The sequence below is a fragment of the Bradyrhizobium sp. ORS 86 genome, assembly GCF_045571475.1.
Classification (GTDB): Bacteria; Pseudomonadota; Alphaproteobacteria; order Rhizobiales; family Xanthobacteraceae; genus Bradyrhizobium.
This window is the reverse complement of the sequence record NZ_CP120699.1, coordinates 7284336-7306858: the sequence shown is the minus strand read 5'-3', so window position 1 is coordinate 7306858 and position 22523 is coordinate 7284336. Positions and strand designations below refer to the sequence as shown.

22 protein-coding genes are annotated in these 22523 nt (G+C 64.1%); 7 read left to right on the top strand and 15 right to left on the bottom strand.

Annotated features, from left to right (window positions below; genetic code table 11):
* Positions 1-104: 104 nt before the first annotated feature.
* Positions 105-950: an NlpC/P60 family protein gene (locus tag P6U25_RS33830; protein ID WP_407149056.1), complete on the bottom strand. Its 846-nt coding sequence runs from the start codon at positions 948-950 to the stop codon at positions 105-107.
* Entirely contained in the window at positions 943-2322 is a 1380-nt protein-coding gene (locus tag P6U25_RS33825; RefSeq protein ID WP_407149055.1) for a leucyl aminopeptidase family protein, read from the bottom strand. Before P6U25_RS33825 ends, P6U25_RS33830 begins: the two co-directional genes overlap by 8 nt.
* 205 nt (positions 2323-2527) lie before the next feature.
* On the opposite strand from P6U25_RS33825, the gene P6U25_RS33820 reads away from it, so the two are divergent.
* The gene (locus P6U25_RS33820; protein ID WP_407152692.1) at positions 2528-3337 is read left to right on the top strand and encodes a tetratricopeptide repeat protein; all 810 of its coding nucleotides are present in this window, start codon (positions 2528-2530) and stop codon (positions 3335-3337) included.
* Positions 3338-3435: 98 nt separating this feature from the next.
* Here P6U25_RS33820 and P6U25_RS33815 read toward each other — a convergent pair whose 3' ends face one another.
* From P6U25_RS33815 to P6U25_RS33775, 9 genes are all read right to left on the bottom strand, one after another.
* The gene (locus P6U25_RS33815; RefSeq protein ID WP_407149054.1) at positions 3436-4410 is read right to left on the bottom strand and encodes a type II secretion system F family protein; all 975 of its coding nucleotides are present in this window, start codon (positions 4408-4410) and stop codon (positions 3436-3438) included.
* A 9-nt stretch (positions 4411-4419) separates the two neighbouring features.
* Complete coding sequence (locus P6U25_RS33810) at positions 4420-5397, bottom strand: type II secretion system F family protein (RefSeq protein WP_407149053.1); 978 nt, start codon at positions 5395-5397, stop codon at positions 4420-4422.
* A gap of 11 nt (positions 5398-5408) precedes the next feature.
* Entirely contained in the window at positions 5409-6872 is a 1464-nt protein-coding gene (locus tag P6U25_RS33805) for a CpaF family protein (RefSeq protein WP_407149052.1), read from the bottom strand.
* A gap of 24 nt (positions 6873-6896) precedes the next feature.
* Entirely contained in the window at positions 6897-8162 is a 1266-nt protein-coding gene (locus P6U25_RS33800) for a CpaE family protein (protein WP_407149051.1), read from the bottom strand.
* The gene (locus P6U25_RS33795; protein WP_407149050.1) at positions 8159-8911 is read right to left on the bottom strand and encodes a CpaD family pilus assembly protein; all 753 of its coding nucleotides are present in this window, start codon (positions 8909-8911) and stop codon (positions 8159-8161) included. Before P6U25_RS33795 ends, P6U25_RS33800 begins: the two co-directional genes overlap by 4 nt.
* 10 nt (positions 8912-8921) lie before the next feature.
* Positions 8922-10388 carry a type II and III secretion system protein family protein gene (locus P6U25_RS33790; protein WP_407152691.1) on the bottom strand — a complete coding sequence of 489 codons (1467 nt, stop codon included), beginning with the start codon at positions 10386-10388 and terminating at the stop codon, positions 8922-8924.
* A 17-nt stretch (positions 10389-10405) separates the two neighbouring features.
* A complete protein-coding gene (gene cpaB, locus P6U25_RS33785; RefSeq protein WP_407152690.1) occupies positions 10406-11203 on the bottom strand; it encodes a Flp pilus assembly protein CpaB in 798 nt (265 codons plus the stop codon).
* Positions 11204-11329: 126 nt separating this feature from the next.
* Positions 11330-11854, bottom strand: coding sequence for a prepilin peptidase (locus P6U25_RS33780; protein WP_407149049.1), 525 nt, complete (start codon positions 11852-11854; stop codon positions 11330-11332).
* Between the two features lie 168 nt (positions 11855-12022).
* A complete protein-coding gene (locus P6U25_RS33775; protein WP_407149047.1) occupies positions 12023-12187 on the bottom strand; it encodes a Flp family type IVb pilin in 165 nt (54 codons plus the stop codon).
* Between the two features lie 279 nt (positions 12188-12466).
* On the opposite strand from P6U25_RS33775, the gene P6U25_RS33770 reads away from it, so the two are divergent.
* Together P6U25_RS33770 and P6U25_RS33765 are read left to right on the top strand one after the other, a co-directional pair.
* A complete protein-coding gene (locus tag P6U25_RS33770; RefSeq protein WP_407149046.1) occupies positions 12467-13294 on the top strand; it encodes a sterol desaturase family protein in 828 nt (275 codons plus the stop codon).
* A 24-nt stretch (positions 13295-13318) separates the two neighbouring features.
* Positions 13319-14764, top strand: coding sequence for a hypothetical protein (locus P6U25_RS33765; RefSeq protein ID WP_407149045.1), 1446 nt, complete (start codon positions 13319-13321; stop codon positions 14762-14764).
* Positions 14765-14837: 73 nt separating this feature from the next.
* On the opposite strand, the gene P6U25_RS33760 is transcribed toward P6U25_RS33765, so the two are convergent.
* Positions 14838-15932 carry a phosphatase PAP2 family protein gene (locus tag P6U25_RS33760; protein WP_407149044.1) on the bottom strand — a complete coding sequence of 365 codons (1095 nt, stop codon included), beginning with the start codon at positions 15930-15932 and terminating at the stop codon, positions 14838-14840.
* A 372-nt stretch (positions 15933-16304) separates the two neighbouring features.
* On the opposite strand from P6U25_RS33760, the gene P6U25_RS33755 reads away from it, so the two are divergent.
* The 3 genes from P6U25_RS33755 to P6U25_RS33745 all read left to right on the top strand — a co-directional run bounded on the left by P6U25_RS33755 (position 16305) and on the right by P6U25_RS33745 (position 18144).
* Positions 16305-16811: a pilus assembly protein N-terminal domain-containing protein gene (locus P6U25_RS33755; RefSeq protein ID WP_407149042.1), complete on the top strand. Its 507-nt coding sequence runs from the start codon at positions 16305-16307 to the stop codon at positions 16809-16811.
* Positions 16812-16984: 173 nt separating this feature from the next.
* Entirely contained in the window at positions 16985-17548 is a 564-nt protein-coding gene (locus tag P6U25_RS33750) for a TadE/TadG family type IV pilus assembly protein (RefSeq protein ID WP_407149041.1), read from the top strand.
* Positions 17549-17556: 8 nt separating this feature from the next.
* A complete protein-coding gene (locus tag P6U25_RS33745; protein WP_407149040.1) occupies positions 17557-18144 on the top strand; it encodes a TadE/TadG family type IV pilus assembly protein in 588 nt (195 codons plus the stop codon).
* A 180-nt stretch (positions 18145-18324) separates the two neighbouring features.
* Here the strand turns inward: P6U25_RS33745 and P6U25_RS33740 are convergent, their stop codons facing one another.
* The 3 genes from P6U25_RS33740 to P6U25_RS33730 form a co-directional block, all read right to left on the bottom strand.
* Positions 18325-18537 (bottom strand): cold-shock protein, encoded by a 213-nt coding sequence (locus tag P6U25_RS33740; protein WP_016842648.1) that lies wholly within the window; start codon positions 18535-18537, stop codon positions 18325-18327.
* A 267-nt stretch (positions 18538-18804) separates the two neighbouring features.
* Positions 18805-19095 carry a translation initiation factor IF-1 gene (gene infA / locus P6U25_RS33735; protein ID WP_066515688.1) on the bottom strand — a complete coding sequence of 97 codons (291 nt, stop codon included), beginning with the start codon at positions 19093-19095 and terminating at the stop codon, positions 18805-18807.
* A gap of 24 nt (positions 19096-19119) precedes the next feature.
* Positions 19120-20538, bottom strand: a complete 1419-nt coding sequence (locus P6U25_RS33730) for a DEAD/DEAH box helicase (RefSeq protein WP_407152689.1) — start codon at positions 20536-20538, stop codon at positions 19120-19122.
* Between the two features lie 531 nt (positions 20539-21069).
* On the opposite strand from P6U25_RS33730, the gene urtA reads away from it, so the two are divergent.
* Positions 21070-22398: an urea ABC transporter substrate-binding protein gene (gene urtA / locus P6U25_RS33725; RefSeq protein WP_407149039.1), complete on the top strand. Its 1329-nt coding sequence runs from the start codon at positions 21070-21072 to the stop codon at positions 22396-22398.
* Positions 22399-22523: the final 125 nt, after the last annotated feature.

Below are 22523 nucleotides of genomic sequence, written 5' to 3'. Positions count from 1 at the left end.
AGGACCAACAGAAGGTTGGTCCAGGCTGAGCGGAACGCGCGCTGGCAAATCTTCATTGGGCAACCAATGCCGATCTCCGGCAATGGCGCAAGCCGCTGCGAGGCCTAGGCTAGCCGCTTGATCGCGGCGACCTCGCTGCCGGCGGCCTTGATCCGCGCGATGGCGGCTTGCGTGGGCTCGATCACAGTTGCCATATGATGCGCGTTGGCGTGCACGATGGTGGAGGCGTCGCGCACGATAGCGACATGGCCTTTCCAGAAGATCAGGTCGCCACGCTGCAGACGCTTCTGCTCGGCCGCGCTCAGGTCCCTGCCAAGTCCCTCCTGCTGCATGTCGCTGTCGCGTGGGCAGCCGGTGCCGGCCGCGGTCAGCGCGACCTGCACGAGGCCGGAGCAATCGATGCCGAGGCTCGACTTGCCGCCCCAGAGATAGGGCGCCCCGACGAAACGCTCGGCTATCGCGACAAAATCCCGTTCCATCGAATCGAGCGGGCCGAGATGCAGGCGCGGCAGGTGCCAGCCTTCGCGGGTCACGGCGAAAGGGCCGTCCTCGCGGACGATAGTCAGCTTCGTTCCCATCGCCAGCGCGTCGGCCGGCGGCAGCTTGATCGACGGTCCTGGAAAGGCAAGCGTGCGCAGCGCTGTCACCTTGTGGGTCGCCGCAGCGAGGGGCCTGGTCAGCGCAGCCTCGGGGATCCAGCCGACATAGCCATCATCGGCAAGTTGGCCCCACGCCCAGCCTTCGCCATTGCGGTCGTAGATGGCGATGCGCTCGCCCTTCAGCGCCTGCGTCATCTGTTCGGCATCGGCGGCCGGCGCGCTGCGGAGCGGAGCAATGGCCTCGCCGACCTCGAATTCCTCGCCCTCGACGAAGCGTGCCGCCTGGACTCTGCCCTCGAGATATTTCGCGGCAAGGTCATCGCGGACCGGGGTCAGGCGCGGGTCATGCATAACGCTGGCTCAGCAGTTTGTAGATCGCACGCGCGGCTTGGCACTCGCCGCCCTCGGGGCGGCCGGGCTTCGCGGTCGGCGTCCAGCCATAGATATCGACATGCAGCCACGCTTTCGCGTGCTCGACAAAGCGTTGCAGGAACAGCGCGCAGGTGATCGAGCCGGCGAAGCCGCCTGACGGCGCGTTGGTGATGTCGGCGGTCTTGGAGTCGAGCCAGGCGTCGTAGGCGGGCCACAGCGGCAGGCGCCACAGCGGATCGTTCTCGCTTTTGGCGAGGGCGGCGATGTCACCAGCGAGCGCCTCGTCGTTGGTATAGAACGGCGGAAGATCCGGTCCCAGCGCCACGCGCGCCGCGCCGGTGAGCGTGCCCAGATCGACCAGCAGATCGGGCTTCTCCTCATCGGCCAGCGCCAGCGCGTCGGCGAGCACCAGCCGTCCCTCGGCATCGGTGTTGCCGATCTCGACGGTGATGCCCTTGCGCGACCGGAAGACGTCGAGCGGGCGGAACGCGTTGCTGGCGACCGCGTTCTCGACCGCCGGGATCAGCACGCGCAGCCGCACCTTCAGCTTGGCGTCCATCACCATCTGCGCCAGCGCCAGCACGTTGGCGGCGCCGCCCATGTCCTTCTTCATCAGCAGCATGCCGCTCGACGGCTTGAGATCGAGCCCGCCGGTGTCGAAGCAGACGCCCTTGCCGACCAGCGTCACCTTCGGATGCGCCGGATCGCCCCAGGTCAGCTCGATCAGCCGGGGCGCGCGCGCCGAAGCCATGCCGACGGCGTGGATCAGCGGAAAACCCTGCTCCAGCGCCGCGCCGGTGATGCAGTTGAAGCCGGCGCCGAACCGCGTCGCCAGTTCCTGCGCCGCGCCGGCAAGCTCGGCCGGACCCATGTCGTTGGACGGCGTATTGATGAGGTCTCGGGCGAGTGCCGCCGCATTTGCCATGCGCGTGATGTCGGCGGTGTCGACCCCGTCGGGCCGCACCAGCCGCACGCCAGGCGCCTCGTTCTTGCGATAGCGGCCGAAGCGGTAACAGCCGAGCGCGAAGGCGAGCGCGGCAAGCCTGATGTCATGCGGCGCGTTGGCGAAGCGGTAAACGCCCGGCGGCAGCAGGCTGGGCAACGCGCCCGGCCGGAACGGATCGCGCGCCTTGTGGCTGTCGTCCTCGAGACCGAACAGCACCTGCGCAATGCTGCCGTCGGGGGCTGGCAAGACCAGGCATTTGCCGGGCTTGGCTGCAAAGCCGTTGGCGTCGGCGAACTGCCGCGCCGGCGCGGGCAACTCGCTCCGGATCGCATCCCATGTCGTCTTGGTGACGAAAGTGATCGGGATCGCGTCGGCTACGGGTGCGGTTTCGAACACGGATGACATGTGATTCTCGGCTGTTCTGGCGTCGTAGGTCGCTACTACACGCCTTTCGGTGTGGATGGTAGCGCGGCAGCGGTTGGCGGCATCGGCAGTAACAGAACCCGTCGCCGCGTTGGCGGGAACCAAATTAACCGGACGTTAGGGTTAACAGTCTATTGCTGGCCCATTCGGCTCGTTCCATTTGCCCGATTTCGTGAGTCAAATTGCCATGCGTGGACAGTCCAGTCTGGGCCGGCTTGCTGCCCGGCATTTCGCTTCCGCGGCCGTCGTGGTGATCCTGGCAGCGGGCCTCGGCGGTTGTCAGACCATGTCCGACGTGACGGGATCCCTGGCGACCCGGACGCCATCCGCGCCTGATGATCCGCACCGGGCCGCGGAAGTTTATGGCGAGCGCTACCGCAAGAATCCGAAGGATGTCGACGCTGCGTTAGCCTACGGCCAGGCATTGCGGGCCACCGGCCAACGCGCGCAGGCCTGCGCCGTGCTGGAACAGGCGACCATCGCCAATCCGGGCAACCGGCTGCTGCTTGCCGCCTACGGCCGTGCGCTCGCCGACAACGGCAATTCGCAGGCCGCTTTCGACGTGCTGAGCCGCGCGCACAGCCCGGACAATCCGGACTGGCGCATTCTGTCGGTGCAGGGCACGACACTCGACAAGATGGGCCGCCACGACGAGGCGCGCCGCTACTACGCCAGCGCGCTGAGGATCGCCCCGGACGAACCGTCGGTGCTCTCCAATCTCGGCCTCTCCTACATGCTGACTAAGGATCTGCCCAAGGCTGAGGAGACTCTGCGCCGCGCCTATGCCGGCGCGCGCAGCGACGGGCGGATACGGCAAAACCTCGCGCTCGTCGTCGGCCTGCAGGGTCGCTTCACGGAAGCCGAAAGCATCGTCAAGGCCGATCTGCCACCGGGCGAGGCGGAGGCCAATGTCGCCTATCTGCGCGACATGCTGAACCGCAAGGACGGCCCGCGCACCGCGTCGAAATCCGCGCCGGTAGTCGCCCAGGACGACTGAAGCAGAGGCGATCAGCAGGCTGCCGTCTGTCGGACGTAACCCGCAAAAGCAACGCCCGGCCAAGCCGGGCGTCGTCGTTTCCGTATCTCCCGCGCGTCCTAATAGATCGCCGTCAACTTGATGTAGGACGGCCCGAGGATCACGATGAACAGGCAGGGCAGGAAGAACAGGATCATCGGCACGGTCAGCTTGGGCGGCAGCGCCGCCGCCTTTTTCTCGGCCTCGTTCATCCGCATGTCGCGATTTTCCTGCGCCATCACGCGCAAGCTCTGGCCGAGCGGCGTGCCGTAGCGTTCGGATTGCTGCAGGGCGAGGCACACCGACTTGACGCCCTCGAGCCCGACGCGACGCGCCAGGTTCTCATAGGCGGCCTTGCGATCCTGCAGGTAGGAGAGTTCGGCCGTGGTCAGCGCGAATTCCTCCGACAACGCCAGTGACTGTCCGGCGATCTCCTGGGCCACCTTGCGGAAGGCGACCTCGACCGACATGCCCGACTCGATGCAGATCAGCAGCAAGTCGAGCGAGTCGGGGAAGGCGCGCTTGATCGAGAGCTGACGCTTGGCGATGGCGTTCTTCAGGAACAGCATCGGAGCCTGGAGGCCGGCATAGGCAGCCGCGACGCAGATGCCGATCTTGATCGGCATCGACCAGCCGGCGCCCACGATGAAGAATGTGTAGACGATGGCGGCCAGCAGAATCACGATCGGAGCGACCGCGCGCGCGAACAGGAACGTCACATACGGTGCGTGGCCGCGATAGCCCGCCATCACCAGCTTCTCGAGCGCGGCCTCCTGAGCCAGCCATTTGGTGAGGTTCAGGTCGTCGACCACCTTGGAGACGATCTGCTTCGGCGTCTGCCGCAGCGCCACCTTCTCCGTCTTGGCCAAGCGGTCGCGCTCACGCTGCCGGATGCGCTCGCGCTCGCTGGCGACGGCCTTCATGCGCTTGTTGAGATTGCCTCCGGCGAACAGCGGCATCACCAGCGTATAGACCGTGGCGCTTGCCGCGAAGAAGGCAAGCAGCATGGTCATGAACCTGACGTCGTGGAGCTTGGCGACAAGGAACTCGATCATGCTGCACCGTCAGAAATCGAAGTTGATCATCTTCTTCATCACGAGAACGCCGATCGACATCCAGACGGCGCAGCACACCAGCATCAACTGGCCGGTCGGATGGGTCCACAGCAGCGCGATGTAGTCGGGCGTCGTGATGAACACGAGCAGCATGACGATCGGCGGCAGCGATCCGATGATGCCGGCCGAAGCCTTGGCTTCCATCGACATCGCTTGGATCTTTTCGGCCATCTTCTTGCGGTCGCGCAGCACTCTCGACAGGTTGCCGAGTGCTTCCGACAGGTTGCCGCCGGATTTCTGCTGGATCGCGATCACGATGCCGAAGAAGTTCGCTTCCGGCAGCGGCATGCGTTCATAGAGTCGGGAGCAAGCCTCGGCGAGCGGCATGCCGATCGCCTGGGTTTCGATGATGGCGAGAAATTCGCTGCGCAGCGGTTCCGGCGAATCGGCGGCGACCACTTTGATCGATTCGAACAGCGGCAGACCGGCCTTGATGCCGCGCACGATGACGTCGACGGCATCGGGCAGCGCCTTCAGAAATGCCTTTTCCCGCCGCTTCTTCAGGAAGCTGAGGAGCCAGCGCGGCAGGCCGAAACCCATCGCAAAGCCGATGCCGGCCGCGCCGAGCAGGCCGCCGCCGGCCAGGAATGTAGCGCCGAATCCGAACAAGCCGAGCACGCCGGAGATGATCCAGAATTTCTGTTCGGACCATTCCAGCCCGGCCTGCGAGATGCGCATGCCGAGCGGAATCTTCTTGTCCTTCTGGCTCCGCGCCTCCAGCTCCTTCAGCGATCCCTCGACCTGCTCGCGGCGTGAGCGCTGCGACCGTTCGGGACCGCGCGCGGTGCTCGCCTCGGAGCGCGCCACCGACGCGCGACGGGACTCGGCCTTCTTTTCCCCGGACAGATAGGGATACAGGAAGACCCAGGCGAGGCCGCCCACGGTTGTGGCGGCAAGGAACGCCATGGCAAGGGTTTGCATCTGCATCTTGCGCTTCCTCAGGTCGGCGGCGGCGCTTCGGAGGCATCGAGCGCCGCCGCAAGCCGCTTCTCTTCGTTGTAGTAGCGCGCGCGTTCCCAGAATTTCGGCCGGCCGATGCCGGTCGAGCGGTGCCTGCCGATGATCTTGCCGTTGGCGTCCTCGCCGATCATGTCGTAGAGGAAGATGTCCTGGGTGATGATGGTGTCGCCTTCCATACCCATTACCTCTGTGATGTGGGTGATGCGGCGCGAGCCGTCGCGCAGGCGAGCGGCCTGGATGATGACGTCGATCGAGGCGCAGATCATCTCGCGGATCGTGCGGGATGGAAGCGAGAATCCGCCCATGGTGATCATCGATTCGCAGCGCGACAGCGCCTCTCGCGGGTTGTTTGCGTGCAGCGTGCCCATCGAGCCGTCATGGCCGGTGTTCATGGCCTGCAACAGGTCGAACGCCTCGGGTCCGCGGACTTCACCGACGATGATGCGCTCCGGGCGCATACGCAGGCAGTTGCGGACCAGTTCGCGCATCGTGACCTGGCCTTCGCCCTCGATGTTCGGCGGGCGGGTTTCCAGCCGCACCACGTGCGGCTGTTGCAGTTGAAGCTCGGCGGCGTCTTCGCAGGTGATGACGCGCTCGTCGTGCTCGATGTAATTGGTCAGGCAGTTCAGCAGCGTGGTCTTGCCGGAGCCGGTGCCGCCGGAAATCAGCACGTTGCAGCGGACTCGGCCGATGATCTGCAGGATGGTCGCCCCTTCCGGCGTGATCGCGCCGAACTTGACGAGCTGCTCCAGCGTCAGCTTGTCCTTCTTGAACTTGCGGATGGTGAGCGCGGGGCCATCGATCGCCAGCGGCGGGACGATGGCGTTGACGCGGGAGCCGTCGGCGAGACGTGCGTCGCAGATCGGCGAGGATTCGTCGACGCGCCGGCCGACCTGGCTGACGATGCGCTGGCAGATGTTCAGAAGCTGCTGATTGTCGCGGAAGCGGATGCCGGTGCGCTGGATCTTGCCGCCGACTTCGATGAACACGGTGCCCGCGCCGTTGACCATGATGTCGGCGATGTCGTCGCGCGACAAGAGGGGCTCCAGCGGTCCGTAGCCGAGCACGTCGTTGCAGATGTCGTCGAGCAGCTCCTCCTGCTCGGCGATCGACATCACGATGTTCTTGATCGCAATGATCTCGTTGACGATGTCGCGAATTTCCTCGCGCGCCGATTCGCTGTCCAGCTTGGCGAGCTGGGCGAGGTCGATCGCCTCGATCAGGGCGCCGAAGATCGTCGCCTTGACCTGATAGTAGTTGTCCGAGCGGCGCGTTTCGACGGCGGGCGCCGGCGCCACCTTGGCCGGGGCGAGCGGCGGCGACGATATCGCCGGTGCGGTGGACTCGCGCGGCATGGCCGACGGCCCGGAGGGCTCCGGGGTCTGGAATGCGGGCTTGGGCGCCCGCAGGTCCGAATCGCTTCCGCTACGCTTACCAAACACGACGTCTTGACTCCACGCGGGCCGCTACTTCGCCCGCAACTTGTCGAGCAGGGGTGACAGGAACGAACTCTTCGGCTTCTTGGTCTCGCCGCGGCCGGTCAGCCGCTGCGCCATTTGCAGGAACATCTCGACGGCGCGATGATTGGCGGAGATCTCCGCGATCATTTGGCCGTTGTTGGCGGCCGAACCGAAGATTTGCGGATCGAACGGGATGGCGACGATCGGCTGGCTTTCGATCGCCTTGGCGAACTCGCCGGCCGCGATCTCAGGGCGTTTCGGCACACCGACCTGGTTCAGGCAGTACAGCGGGGCGCGGTCGTTCGGCCGCGCCGCCTTCAGCAGGTCGAACATGTTCTTGGCGTTGCGCAGATTGGCAAGGTCGGGCGCGGCCACGATCAGGATGTCGTCGGCCGCGATCAGCGCTCGCTTGGTCCAGCCCGACCATTGATGGGGTACATCGAGAACGATGCAAGGCATCGTGGTGCGCAGTGTATCAAAGATCGCGTCGAACGCTTCGGATCCGAAATCGTAGACCTTGTCGAGCGTCGCCGGCGCCGCCAGCAGGCTCAAATGGTCGGTGCATTTCGACAGCAGGCGGTCGATGAAGGCGGTATCGACGCGGTCGGGCGAGAACACAGCATCCGCGATGCCTTGCGCCGGGTCCTGATTATAGTTGAGGCCGGCGGTACCGAATGCGAGATCGAGATCGGCGACGACGGAATCCAGCGCCAGATCGCGGGCGATCGCCCAGGCGACGTTGTGAGCGATCGTGGAGGCGCCGACGCCACCCTTGGCACCGACGATGGCAACGATGCGGCCGACCGCCTTGGCTTCCGGCGCCGAGAACAGGTTGCAGATCGCGCGCACCACGTCGATCGCCTGCGCCGGCGCGATCACATAGTCGCTGACGCCGCGGCGAACCAGCTCGCGATACAGCGAGACGTCGTTGACGCGGCCGATCACGATCACGCGGGTGCCGGCGTCGCAGACCGTGGCGAGCTGATCGAGGCCGGCCAGGATGTCGTTGCGGGCTTCGGTTTCGAGAACGATGACGTTGGGCGTCGGCGCCGAGCGATAGGCCTCGATGGCTGCCGCCATCCCGCCCATCTGGATCTTGAGGTGGGCCTTGGCCAGGCGGCGATCTTCGCCCGCCGACTGCACGGCGGCAGCAGTCTCGACCGTCTCGCAGAACGCCTGGACCGAAACCCGCGGCGCCGGCGCGATATGATCCTCCGCGGGCGACGTGACGTCCGGCTGCTCTTCGGAGTTTTGTCTCGCGTAGGTGATCATTTGCCAGTGTCGCTGAGTTTGGCCCTGTCGGACTCGGGATACGTCGTCGCGGTGGTGGTCCCCTTGCGGTACTTGTCGAACGCGATGTTACGACGCGGCGCATAGGCCGGAGTTTCGGCGCGCGGCTGCACGATATCCGTCGGATCCTCGACCATGGCCGCGAAGTTGCGCTGTGTGGCGCAGCCAAAATTGTAATACTGCTTGTTCTCGATGTAGGACTTGTTGTGGATCGACGGGCCGAGGTCTTCCGGCCACAGCCCGCACGGTCCGGCGACCGCCGTCATCTTCGGATAGTTCACCCGGATCGCCGGCATCTGGCGCGGATCGTCGGGATGATATTTGCGGACGGCGACCCCGCGCGGTGGCACGCCGGCGGCGGCGAACGTGGCCTGGATCTCGCGCAACGAATCCTGGGCGGCGCGGGCGTTCGGCGTGTCGACGGGCAGGTCGATACTGACGGCGCCGGTGCCTTCACGCATCCAGTCCCGCGCCATGCCCATCACTTCGGCGCGCTGCTCGGCGGTCAGGCCGCCGCGGCCGCGGCCGACGAAGACCACGATCGAGCGATCAGCCTCGGTGACCGCGATCGGATGACGCTGGCGGTAGTCGGCCGGCGCATTGATCATCGCGAGGCTGTCGTCGTTGGTGTGCTGACAGGCGCCGAGCGCCACGGAAAGGCCGAGGAGCGCCCCGCTGAGACAGAGGGCGCGCTTCCAACCGGCGGGTGTCATGAATGTCGTCTGCGTCATCGTCCCCGCCTCAGTCGGTAATGAAGCCGTAAGTGCCGCGGTAATTCCGCGCCGGCTCGGTACGTCCCGGTACGCCGTAAATGCGATTGATGCTGCCCAGCAGGTCGGCCTGCGGATCGGACGCATTGGCGAAGCCGTCATCCGGTCGCGACAAATCCTTCTGTGCCACCGCGCGGACGACGTAGGGCGTGACCAGCACCATCAGTTCGGTCTGCTTGTTGACGAAGTCACGGCTGCGGAACAGCGTGCCGAGCACCGGGAGCGAGGCGAGGCCGGGAAGGCCGTTGATCGCCTGCTTGGTCTGGTCCTGGATCAGGCCCGCCATCGCCATCGAACCGCCCGATGGAATTTCCAGCGTGGTTTCGGCGCGCCGGGTCTTGATCGAGGGAATCGTCGTTCCGCCCTGGCCGCCGGTCAGCGCATTCTCGTTCGATACTTCCGAGACTTCCGTCATCACCCGCAAGCTGATCCGCCCCTCGGTGAGCACCACCGGCGTGAAGTTCAGCGAGATACCGAATTTCTTGAAGCTGACCGTCTGGACACAATTGCCGATCGTGCCCGTCGACGACGTCTGACAGGTCACGCCGGTCGGAATTGGAAATTCCCCGCCCGAGATGAAGGTCGCCGATTCACCGGAGATCGCCGTCAGGTTCGGCTCGGCGAGCGTCCGTACGATACCCGCGCTTTCCATCGCGCGGAGCGTCGCCGAGACCGAGGGCGTCGCGCCGAACGAGGTGGTGATCTCGTTTGTCGGCACCAGCGGCGCGGTGTTCGCCGTGAACGGATTGCTGTTGTTGAACTTAACGACCGCGGTGCCGTAGTTGAGGTTGGCGGTAAGGTCGATGCCGAGCTGCTTGACAAGGCTGCGGGAGACCTCGGCAACGGTGACCTTCAGCATCACCTGGTCGCGGCCGCGGACCGCGATGGAGTTAACGACCTTGTCGGCGCTGCCGGCGAGCCGCGTTGCGATGTCATTGGCCTGCTGCGCCTCGATCGGGCTCGATGCGGTGCCCGACAGCATGATACTGTCGCCGATGCCCTCGACCTGGATATCGGCGTTGGGCATCACCTGCCGCAATGCGGCGCGTATGCCGTTCAGGTCGCGCTTGACTGCGATGTCATAGGCGGCGATCTGCTGGCCGGCGGCGTCGAAGAACACGATGTTGGTCTGCCCGACCGTCGCGCCGATGATGTAGGCGCGCTGCGCCGAGCGGACGACGGCATTGGCGATCTTGGGATCGGCGACCAGCACGTCCTTGATGTCCCGCGGCAGATCGATCACCACGGACTTGCCGATGCCCAGCGACAGGAAGCGCGCATTCATCTGGCCGTCGGCGGAAATCGGCGCCGGGACGCGATAATCGCTTGCCATAACCGGGATCAGCGCCGGGTTGAGCGTGAATGCTGCGATCGCCGAAAACGACAGGGCACGGACCATAGAAGTCCGCATCGCCCGTTGAGTTGCCCCGCAGCTCATCCCCTGTGCCCTCATCGTCACTTCTGCATCGTTGCCTGGCTGGCAACGCCGTAGCGGATGACGTTCACCGTCTCGCCGCGTCTGTTGTGGTTGTCATCGGTCGGCAGGTCGGTCGCGTTGAGATCCGCGATGCTCCGCAGCGCGAGCGACAGCGTGCCGCTCTGGCGCGCGCGCGCCAGCGTCTCGGTCTGCTCGGGCTTCAGCTCCAGCGTCACGGTCTTGCCGATCACTGCGTTGGTGCCGTCCTTCTCCTTCGGAGCCTGATCGATCGCGAGCACGCGGACATTGGTCAGAATCACCTCGGAGTTGACGACGTCGGTGCCGGCGCGGTCGGGATTCTTGTCGCGCCGGGACAGCAGGACATCGACCCGGTCGTTCGGCAGGATGAAGCCGCCGGCTGCCGTCTCAGGCGATATTTCGGTTGATACGGCGCGCATGCCGCTCGGCAGGATTGCCGCCATGAATCCGCTTCCGTCGGCCTTGACGAGCTTCTGCTCGCGGATCGGCTCGCCCTGGATGAACGGGGCGCGGGCAATCGAGCCCGTCACGTCCTTGATGGCGTCGGCCCGGGTGTCGCGGCGCATGAAGCTGTTGCTGGCGGTCGCCGCCGGCCAGGTCTGCCACTGCAGGTCGTCAGGCTTCACGGTCTGGCCGAGACCGATGTCGGACCGTGCGACCAGAATATCGACCGTCGGCAACTGGGCGACGGGCGCTGCGACCGGGGCGGGCTTGTTGTCGCTTCCGCTCGCGAGATAGAGCGCCGCGAGGCCGGCGCAGCCTGCGATGGCGAGGACGACAATGCGGGCCGTATTCATCACGCTTCACTTTCCACATGACACCGCGACGCTGCCGCCGCCGTGATGGGAGTTGACCAGCTATTCGTCAAAGCATGGTTAATGAGGCGTATCTAAATCGGCTTAACGGCTGGTTACCCGTCGTTCTCAGCGCATGGCGAGATGGGCGAGATCGATCGTCTTGATCCAGACGGTCTCCGGATAGACGAGCAATGCGCCGAGCGCGAGCGCGATCCCGTACGGGATGCCGGTCCGCTTGTCGTGCAGGCGGGCGAGCCACGTCTGGGAGGCGAGCTGGTAGGGCAGCGGCCACAGCCTGAACTGCAGGAGCAGCATGGTCAGCGCGCCGCCGAACAGCGATGCCAGGACCAGGTATTCGAGCAGGTGCTCGAAGCCGAACCAGAGGCCGACCGCCGCCGCGATCTTGGCGTCGCCGCCGCCGACCCATCCCATCGCAAACATGGCGAACGCCACCGCGAGCACCAGCGCTCCGGCGCCGACATGGCTGAGGATGTCGTGAACTCCCATCCCGGAGAGCGGCGCCAGGACTGCGAAGCCGGCGAGCAGCGCCAGAGACACCCGGTTCGGGATCGTCATGGTCAGCAGATCGCTCGCCGCCGCGAATGCCATCAAGGCCGGAAACAGCATCAAGCGCGCGATGTCGATGATCATGGATGAAACGCCATCAAGCTGGGGCTGGGATCGAAACCCGACGCTAGCTGCCAATGGTGAACAATCGGGAAAGGACCGTTCGCAGCCTTTGAAGACGAGGACGATGGTCCCGAAACAGTAAAGGTCCCGGGAGCGCCGGGACCTTTGAGGCGAACTCGCGGAAACTGCTTACTTGAGCGAGGTCGAGATTGTGCTGAAGGTGCCGGACAGCGCCTTGCCGACGCCGTTGACCGCAGCGATGATCGCGATCGCGATGCCGGTTGCGATCAGTCCATACTCGATGGCGGTCGCGCCGGACTCATCCTTCGCGAAGCGCGAAACAAGGTTCTTCATAAATGACTCCTGTGTACACGTGGCTGGTCGAACTATAGTTGGTCTGGCCGGCGTTCTCAGCACCGTGACCATTGCGGCACCCTAGGTTTCGACAATTGCAGCGCAGTTAATTTGATCGCGCAAAAGTGGCCGGACCCCGCAGTTGTTGCGCACAGTAAATTTGGCATTAAGCCGATTGCGAAAATCGCGCTAGTTTCCGGGATCTCAGGGTCGATCAGGATTCACGGGTCTTTAAGCGCAACTCGATACCCATCAGGGCTGCCATTGAACGAGACCGCCATGCCCTCACTTCCCCTTGAAGTCATCGAGATGCTCGGCCAGACCATGATCAAGGTCATGCCGATCACGGCAATGCTGGCGGTCATCTTCACCGTGCTGACCCACTTCTGGGCCTGCAATCCCGGCAAGCCCTGGTGGCAGAAGCGCGAGCTCGTCACCGATATCTGCTACTGGTTCTTCGTGCCGGTGTTCGCGCGCGTGTTTCGCATCGGGCTGCTGGTGGTTGGCGCCGCGGCGGTCTTCAACGTGCACGGCGCGGACGAATTGGTCGCATTCTACGATAACGGACACGGACCTCTGTCGAAGCTTCCGCTTGTGCTGCAAGCGATCCTCTTCCTGGTTGCGTCCGACTTCATGCTCTACTGGCTGCACCGGATGTTTCACGGCGGTGACTTCTGGAAATACCATGCGATCCATCATTCGTCAGAGGATCTCGAGTGGATTTCCGCGGCGCGCTTCCACCCCGTGAACTTGCTGATCGGCACGATCTCGGTTGATGTCATCCTGCTGATGGCGGGCATCTCGCCGAATATCATGCTGTGGGTCGGCCCGTTCACCACATTCCACTCGGCCTTTGTCCACGCCAACCTGAACTGGACGTTGGGTCCGTTCAAATACGTAATCGCGACGCCGGTCTTCCACCGCTGGCATCACACCAGCGCCGATGAAGGCGGCGACACCAACTTTGCCGGCACCTTTCCGATCTGGGATATCCTGTTCGGAACATTCCGGATGCCCGCCAACGTGCTGCCCGAGAATTACGGTGCCGACGACAAGGCAATTCCCGCCGAGATCGGCGGACAACTGGCCTACCCGTTTCGTCAATGAGTTGATTGTCCGGCCTATGCCGCCATGAGCTCAGAGATCGCCACCATTCCACGGGAGAGAGCCTCGGTCTTCGGCGAGGTGCCCGCCTGGTTTCTGGTGGCGTGCGGCATCTATGGGCTGCTGCTGTTCGCCGGCAGCAGCATGCTTGCCGACTCAGACACCTACTGGCAGATCGCCGTCGGCCGATGGATTCTGGATCACGGCACGGTGCCGTCGGTCGATATCTATTCGTTCACCAGGGCCGGCGAACCATGGATGTCGTCGTCATGGCTTTCGCAGGTTCTGTACGCGTTGGCCTACGATCTGGCCGGATGGACCGGACCCGCGGCGCTGGCCGCGATTTGCATCGCCGCTGCATTCGCGCAACTCACCGCCATACTGAGCGGCCGGATACCCTCGATCTCTGCGAGCGTGGTTGCGCTTGCCGCATTTGCGCTGTCGACCCCGCACCTGCTGGCCCGTCCGCACGTTCTGGTGCTGCCGGTCATGATCGCCTGGACCAATGGTCTGATGGGCGCCAGCGAGCGCCGCGAGGCGCCGTCGTTCTGGCTGCTGCCGTTGATTGCGCTCTGGGCCAATCTACACGGCGGATTCCTGTTCGGCCTGGTGCTGGTCGGCGCATTCGCACTCGACGCCATCTGGAGCGCCGCGCCGGCGCAGCGGCCGCCGCTGGCGCTGCGCTGGACCGGCTTCGGGATCGCCGCGCTGGCCGCGTGCTGTGCGACGCCCTATGGTTGGGGTTCGATCCTCGCTTCGCTGAAGATTCTAAGTCTCGGTGAACTGCTGCATCTCATCGGGGAATGGATGCCGGCGGATTTCGGCCGCATCGGCGGTTTCGAGTTTACCATTCTCGCCCTGATCGCCGCTGCGCTCTACCGCGGCGTGAGGCTGCCGCCGCCGCGGATCGCCCTGGTGCTCGGCCTGCTGTACATGGCGTTGTCCCACGTCCGGAATATCGAGATCTTCGCCCTGTTGCTGCCGATGGTCGTCCTGACGCCGGTGGCGGCCCAGTTCGGCTTGCAGGCGGCTCGCGTGGTCCGGCTCAGGGCCGCACCGGCAGTCGCGCTGCTGGTGGCGCTCTGCGGTTCGACCTGGGTTGTTGCCGGAAGCGATCGCATCGCGCCGCCTCGCGCGCAATCGCCTGTGGCCGCGGTCGACGTGTTGAAGGCGCGCAACGTCAAGCGGGTCCTCAACGACCTTCCGTTCGGCGGCTACCTGATCTGGCGACAGGTGCCGGTGTTCGTCGACGGCCGCGCCGAGCTGTATGGCGAGACGTTCGATGTCGCTTATTACCGTGCGCTACAGCTAAAGGATGTCGATTGTTTCATCGATCTGCTCCGCACTTACGGCATCGATGCCGTGATGCTCGAGCCGACGACGCCCGCGATCAAGCTGCTGGATCACATCGGCGGCTGGCAGCGTGTCTACGCTGACGATCACGCGGTGGTTTACGCGCGCACCGCCAATTGACCACTCCTGGCTGTGGCTGCTGCTGCCGCACCGATGCGGGCGCTTCGACATACTCGCGATCTGCGTCGATCGGTCAGGCGCCGGCCGGCAGCGCTTGCTGAGCCTGGATCGGCGTCGCCGTATTCTGGCGACGGACCAGAAGGATTGCACCGATGGTCAGGGCGGCGCCGGCCAGCACGTCGCAGAGGTGATGACCTCCGACCGGCATCGTTGCCAGGATCATCGTTCCATTCACCGCCAGTACGGGGATCAGGAGCCAGCGCGTATCGCGCGCGGCATAGGCCGTCATCACCCCCAGCATGGTGTGGAACGAAGGAAAGCTGACGATGCCGTCAAGGGCCGCCAGGTCGAAGACGGAAAGCGTTCCGTCGCGGAGAGCGACGAAGCTTCGATAGAACGGCCACATCTCGCGCGTGGCCGAAAAGTTCGCGAACAGGTGCGGGGCCGGGTGAAAGTGCGCGAAGGCGCCGGCTGCCGGCACCAACGCCATGCCGATGCATACCGCCACGGTGCTCAGACTGAGCACGGCCAGGAATTCCGCGATCCTGTCCCCGCGTCGCCGCAGCACCATCGAGATGAGGACCAATTCGGAGATCAGACCGAGGGCGTTGTAGGCCCTGACCAGCAGTTTCACGACCAGCGGGCTCGCGTTCGTTGCCTGCAGGAAGCCCGGCCAGTCGAAGCCGAGCAAGTGATCGATATCCGCCAACACGTCGTCCTTCGCGGGCAGGTTCGCGGCGGTGATCAAGTAGGTCAACAGCGCCCCGGCGACCAGCAGTCCGCCGATGGGCAGGACGGCACGCCACAGCAACTCCGTGAGGAGCAGCACCCGTCTCAGCAGAACCGCCGAGCGCCGATCGTCTCCGGCAAGGCGGGCGGATGCGACGGCGATAAAGAGGCCGGCGAGCGCTGTGCAGGCGACGCCTTGCAGAAGGACGATCCAGTTCGAGGGTGCAAACTCAAGTCTCGAGCCTTGCAGCCAGATCACGTCGACGAGGACGTACCCCAGCACGCAGGACCAGACGATGGCCATATGTCGCTGCGCGGCTGCACCGTAGTCGCTGAACATGAACCAGCGTCCCAGGGCGGCCCGGATCCGGACCGGATCGAGCGTCAGGCCGCGGATGCCGGAGCTGGCGGTGCGCTTCTCGATCCCTATCGACGACACGTGAGCCCCCTCGCGGTTTGCTCGGCGGAAGCTGCGCGAGACCCCTTAAGATTGCTATAATCTGAAACGTAAGGTTCAGGTGGCGGCGCTGCTCGACGGCATTGTGTGAGCAGTCTTCCAGGCCCAGCCATCCCGATCCGTGCCGTCCCAAAGCGCGACGAGATGCGACTGGCCCGGCGTCGCGCGCCGGCCTATCGTGTTGCCGGGGGCAGGACTCGGCTAGACGATAGTCGACCGAGGCGCCGCGGCATCCGCTTCAATTGGCGGAGCCATTTTTGCTCTTCTTAAATGAATTGCGGTCAGATTTGCCACGTCGGGCGCCGGTCCGCTGCGTATCGCTTTTGCCGGCTTGTCAACGTCCCGGGGTAGAGTATGTCGTTTCAGTCCCACTGTACTCGCGCCGTCACGCGCGTTGGATTTTTCTCTCTGGTCGCGGCCATGCTGCTGTGGCCCACCGTCTCCACGGCTGCGCCGGATCCTGACCGGATCGCGGTCAATGTTGACCAGGCCAAGCTCGTCAAGCTGCCCTCGGGTATCGCCACCATCGTCGTCGGCAACCCGCTGATCGCCGACGTGACGCTGCAGAATGGCGGGGTCGTCGTCGTTACCGGCAAGGGCTATGGCGCGACCAACTTCATCGCGCTCGACCGCACCGGCCAGGTGCTCGTGGATCGTCAGATCCAGGTCGAAGGCCCGACCGATCAGCTCGTCACTGTCTATCGTGGGGTCGACCGCGAGACTTATAGCTGCATGCCGGTCTGCCAGCGCCGCATCACCCTCGGCGACGGCGAGACCTACTTCAAGGCGACGATGGACCAGGCCGGCACGCTGAGCAGCCAGGCCGCCGGTTCGGGCGCTGCGGCCAAACCGACGAACTGAGCCTTCCTTAACCCCCGGCGCATTCGCGGACGCCGTGGCACCGTCGATCGCGGGCCGGCAATCCGACACGGTTAGGATTGACTTAACGGAACGGGCCGCCCTGTCTCGATCTGGGGAAACACTTCAACAATGAGTCTTCGCTAGTTGTTGCCGCCAGTCATCTGGGGTCGTTGATGTCGCTGCCCGGTCGTTTTTCCTTCAAACGTCTCCGACGCTTTCACCGCAACCGCCGCGGTTCGGCCGTCGTCGAGTTTGCGCTGGTCGCGCCGCTGTTCTTTGGGTTGCTTTTCGCGATCATCGAGACGGCGATGATGTTCTTCGCCGGCCAGGTGCTGGAGACAGTGACGCAGGACTCCGCGCGCACGATCCTGACCGGTCAGGCGCAGAACGGTCAGGTCACGGGTTGTTCGACGCCCTGCACGCAGGCGCAGTTCAAGGCCTTTGTCTGCAAGCAGATCAACATCCTGTTCGACTGCCAGAACGGCATCTATGTCGACGTTCGCAGCTACCCGGCGAACCAGTTCGGCTCCGTCAACATCACTCCGCCGATCGATTCGAGCGGCAACTTCCTTCCGGCCATGCAATACAATATCGGTGGCGCCGGCAACATCGTCGTGGTCCGCCTGTTCTATCAATGGCCCCTGTTCGTGACCGGGCTCGGCTTCAACGCCGCCAACCTGAACAACAACAAGCGGCTCTTGACGGCGACCGCAGCTTTCAAGAACGAGCCCTTCTGATGCGGACCATGCAGCGGGTATCACGCATCCGGCTTCGCCTGCGCCGCTTCGCGCGCGACGGACGCGGGCTCGCGGCCGTCGAATTCGCGATGGTGCTGCCGGTGATGCTGGTGATGTTCTTCGGCACCGTCGAGTTCTCGTCCGGTGTCGCCGTCGACCGCAAGGTGACGCTGGTGGCGCGAACGTTGTCCGATTTGACCTCGCAGTCGACCGCGGTGGCGGACAGCGATCTCAGCAACTTCTTCAATGCCAGCATCGGCATCATGACGCCCTATTCGGCGACGCCGGCGAACATGACGATTTCAGAGCTCTATGTCGATCCCAACACGCTCGCCGCCCGCGTGCAGTGGAGCCAGGGCGCGGAACCGCGCGCCCCGACCAGCACCGTCACGATCCCTCCCGCGCTGCAGGTCGGAGACACCTATCTGATCTTCAGCGAGGTGAACTACCTCTACAAGCCGACAGTCGGCTGGGTGATGACATCGGCTGGCATCAAACTCAGCGACGTCGCCTATACCCGCCCCCGCCAGTCGAGGTGCGTCTACTATACCGGAAGCTCCGGAACTGTGCCGACGACGGGTTGTCCGACCAATTAGGGCGCTTTCGGCCGGAGTGCACACCGGTTCGCGTGAAGCTTCAGTCAGAACCGAAAATGCCTCCAGGTCGCTGACGCGACGGTTCGTCAGTGAGCCAGACAAAAAAGGCCGCATCCGAGGATGCGGCCTTTGTTGTCTTGGACGGCAATTGCCGGAGCTTCACGCGCTCCGGAAACCGGCTTATCCGGCGGCGCGGAGGTTGTCGGCCGAGGATTTGCCGGAACGGCGGTCAGCCACGATCTCGTAGGAGATCTTCTGGCCTTCACGCAGAGTGCCAAGGCCGGCGCGCTCGACAGCACTGATGTGCACGAACACGTCGTTCCCGCCTTCATCCGGCTGGATGAAGCCGTAACCCTTGGTCGCGTTAAACCACTTCACGGTTCCCATGCTCACGTGGGTAGTCCCTTCTCAGATAGACAGTTCAAGACCCGCTTGGTCAGCGGGGTGGTGAGATCGAATTTTTGGAAGGGTCGTCAGCGTCTGAACCGGCTGTACCGGTGTTAGCTAATGTCGTCCGGCCGAAAATCGATGCCTGATATTATTCGATAGAACGGTTCAAAACAATCCTGACGTGCGCGATTTTTTGGCCGGCGCCCGCGCCGGCCATTAATTGCGCAGGACATCGGGGTGTCATGCGCGCAGCAGTTGCAGAAGTTTCGCTCAGCGGCGGCGGAACTGGCCGCCACGCTGCTGGCCACCCCGCGGCGGACCGCCGGGGGAGCTCGGGCGCTCGTCCTTGTGACGGAAGATCAGTCGGCCCTTTTCGAGATCGTAGGGCGACATCTCGATCGTCACGCGGTCGCCGGCCAGCGTCTTGATGCGGTTCTTCTTCATTTTGCCGGCGGTGTAGGCAACGATCTCGTGTCCGGCATCGAGTTGGACCCGATAACGAGCGTCGGGGAGGATTTCGGTCACCAGTCCTTCGAACTGGATCAGCTCTTCCTTAGCCATGTGTTTCTCCAGATCGAGCGACGGCTAGTGCTGCGGTTGCTTGTTGCGGTTGGGTTGCGATTTCGGCCGGCTCTCGCGATGCAAGAAGGCGACGCCCTGAATGCTTTCGCTGCTGCCGGCCTGCGACGGACGTGGCGACTCGCCCCGGTTCGTCTGCGGCGCCCCATTATTACCACCTCGACGGCGGCGACGGCGAGGGCCTTTTGCGCCTGGAGTGGCCTCATTCCCACGGACATTATGTGCGCGCGGCGCAGAGCGGCCGCCGCGGTGCGGTTGGGAAGGCTGCGCCGGCGCCGCAGCGTCGCGGTTGCCCGGCGTGCGGCGGTCTTCCCGCGGGACCGCGATGCGGATCAACCGCTCGATATCGCGCAGATAGCCCATTTCCTCGGCGCCCGCGATCAGCGAGATCGCGACCCCGTCGGCACCGGCCCGTGCGGTGCGGCCGATGCGGTGGACGTAGGTTTCCGGCACGTTGGGCAAGTCGAAATTCACGACATGGCTGATGCCGTCGACATCGATGCCGCGCGCGGCGATATCGGTCGCGACCAGCGTGCGGACCTCGCCGGAACGAAACGCCGCCAATACGCGTTCCCTGTGGTTTTGCGATTTGTTGCCGTGAATGGCGTTGGCCTCGATGCCGGCCTTGGCGAGACCCTTCACCACCTTGTCCGCGCCATGCTTGGTGCGGGTGAAGACCAGGGCGCGGTCGACCGGCTCCTGCTTCAGGAGCTGGGCCAGCACCGCCGGCTTGGCGGCGAAATCGACCTGGATCGCGCGCTGGGCGATCCGGTCGGCGGTGGAGGACACCGGCGTCACCGCCACACGGGCGGGGTCGCGCAGCATCGCCTCGGCGAGCTCGGCGATGTCCTTGGGCATGGTAGCCGAGAAGAACAGCGTCTGCCGCCGGATCGGCAGCTTGGCGACGATCTTCCGGATGTCGTTGATGAAGCCCATGTCGAGCATGCGGTCGGCCTCATCGAGCACAAGGAACTCGACCTGATTGAGCTTCAGTCCGTTGCTCTGCACGAGGTCGAGTAGGCGGCCGGGGGTCGCCACCATGACCTCGACGCCCTGCATTACCGCACGGACCTGACGGCCCATCGGCACGCCGCCGATTGCGAGCGCTGAGGTGAGGCGGATGTGGCGGCCATAGGCGTTGAAGCTGTCGAGGATCTGCCCGGACAACTCACGGGTGGGCGAAAGCACCAGCACGCGGCAGCTCTTGGGCTGCGGGCGGACCCGGTTCTCGAGCAGCCTATGCAGGATCGGCAGCGCGAAAGAGGCCGTCTTGCCGGTCCCGGTCTGGGCGATGCCGACAACGTCACGGCCGGCGAGCGCAAGCGGGATAGTCTGGGCCTGGATTGGCGTCGGCGTGAGATAGTTTTCCTCGCGCAGCGCGCGCGCGATGGGATCGGCGAGGCCGAAATCCTGAAAGGAAGTCAAAAGATTGGTCTTTCCATAAAAGCAGTCGTCGTCCCAGCCGATATCGCCGGGATCGCACGAGGGCATCGGGACACCCGCGTGTCTAGGGCATCTAGCTGAGTTGGCTGATAAGGCGAGCCAGAAGCCGTTGAGACGGCCAAGAACACGCAGCTCGCGGGTCGCTCCGCGATTCTCGCGGCGACGCCTCAGATATGGCCCAGGAACACGGCGCTTTCAAGATGCCGCAAGTGCGAGAACGCTGACGGGCAGCCCGATCATCGTGCACACTGACGCGGGTTCGTGCCGGAAATTTAGCCAAAACGCCAAGTTTGCTTATTAAATAATCAGATTGCTTCTTCGGCATCCATCGGCGTGGCTTAATCATTGGGCAGTCGATTTCCGTACTTCCCCGGAACTCGCGAAATTGTCTAGCCGGTTCATTGGCTTATCGGGTGCACAGCCCGTGGCACGGTTCTTGCGATTCCGTTAACCGCAGGCGGCCAGACGGGCCGTTTCGCAGCGTTCACGCCTGCGTCAGGGAGATGACATTTCATGCTTACTCAGCTTACTCACGATATAGCGACGATGACTCGTCGCCGCGCCCTCGCGGCGACGGCCGGCCTGGTTTTGGGTCTGGCTGCGTCCTCGCCGTTCTCGCCCGCGCAAGCGGCCGATGACACCATCAAGGTTGGCGTTCTCCATTCGCTCTCCGGCACCATGGCCATCAGCGAGACCACGCTGAAGGACACGATTCTTTTCCTGATCGACGAGCAGAACAAGAAGGGCGGCGTGCTCGGCAAGAAGCTCGAGGCCGTCGTGGTCGACCCCGCATCGAACTGGCCGCTGTTTGCGGAAAAAGCGCGTGAGCTGATCACCAAGGACAAGGTCGCGGTCGTGTTCGGCTGCTGGACCTCGGTGTCGCGCAAGTCCGTGCTCCCGGTGTTCAAGGAGCTGAACAACATCCTGTTCTATCCCGTGCAGTACGAGGGCGAAGAGTCCGAGCGCAACGTGTTCTACACCGGTGCGGCGCCGAACCAGCAGGCGATCCCGGCCGTCGACTATTTGATGAAGGAAGAGAAGGTGAAGCGCTGGGTGCTTGAAGGCACCGACTATGTCTACCCGCGCACCACCAACAAGATCCTCGAGGCCTATCTGAAGTCGAAGGGCGTTGCGCCCGATGACATCATGATCAACTACACGCCGTTCGGCTTCTCCGACTGGCAGACCGAAGTCTCCAAGATCAAGACCTTCGGCTCAGCCGGCAAGAAAACCGCCGTGGTCTCCACCATCAACGGCGATGCCAACGTTCCGTTCTACAAGGAGCTCGGCAACCAGGGCATCAAGGCGACCGACATTCCGGTGGTCGCGTTCTCGGTCGGTGAGGAAGAGCTCGCCGGTATCGACACCAAGCCGCTGGTCGGCCATCTCGCCGCCTGGAACTACTTCGAGTCGATCAAGACGCCGGCGAACGAGAAGTTCATCAAGGAGTGGCAGGCCTACACCAAGAACCCGAAGCGCGTGACCAACGATCCGATGGAAGCGCACTACATCGGCTTCAACATGTGGGTGAAGGCGGTCGAGAAGGTGAAGTCGACCGATCCGGACAAGGTGATCGACGCGCTCCCCGGTATCGAGGCGCCGAACCTCACCGGCGGTGTGTCGAAGATGCTGCCCAATCACCACATCACCAAGCCGGTGTTCATCGGCGAGATCAAGGGCAACGGCCAGTTCGATGTGGTCTGGAAGACTCCGGGCCTGGTGGCCGGCGATGCCTGGTCGAAAGAGCTCGAGGGCTCCAAGGACCTGATCGGCGATTGGGTCGGCAAAAAGTGCGGCAACTGGAACACCAAGACCAACAAGTGCGGCGGCCAGGGCTCCTGATACGACGCATGATCCGGAAAACTGCGTAGCGGTTTTTCCGAAAAGATCGTGCTCAAACGGGAACTTCTGAGCTGATCCACGACACAACACGACCTTCCAAGACACTGGAGAAGGCGGCATCGCTC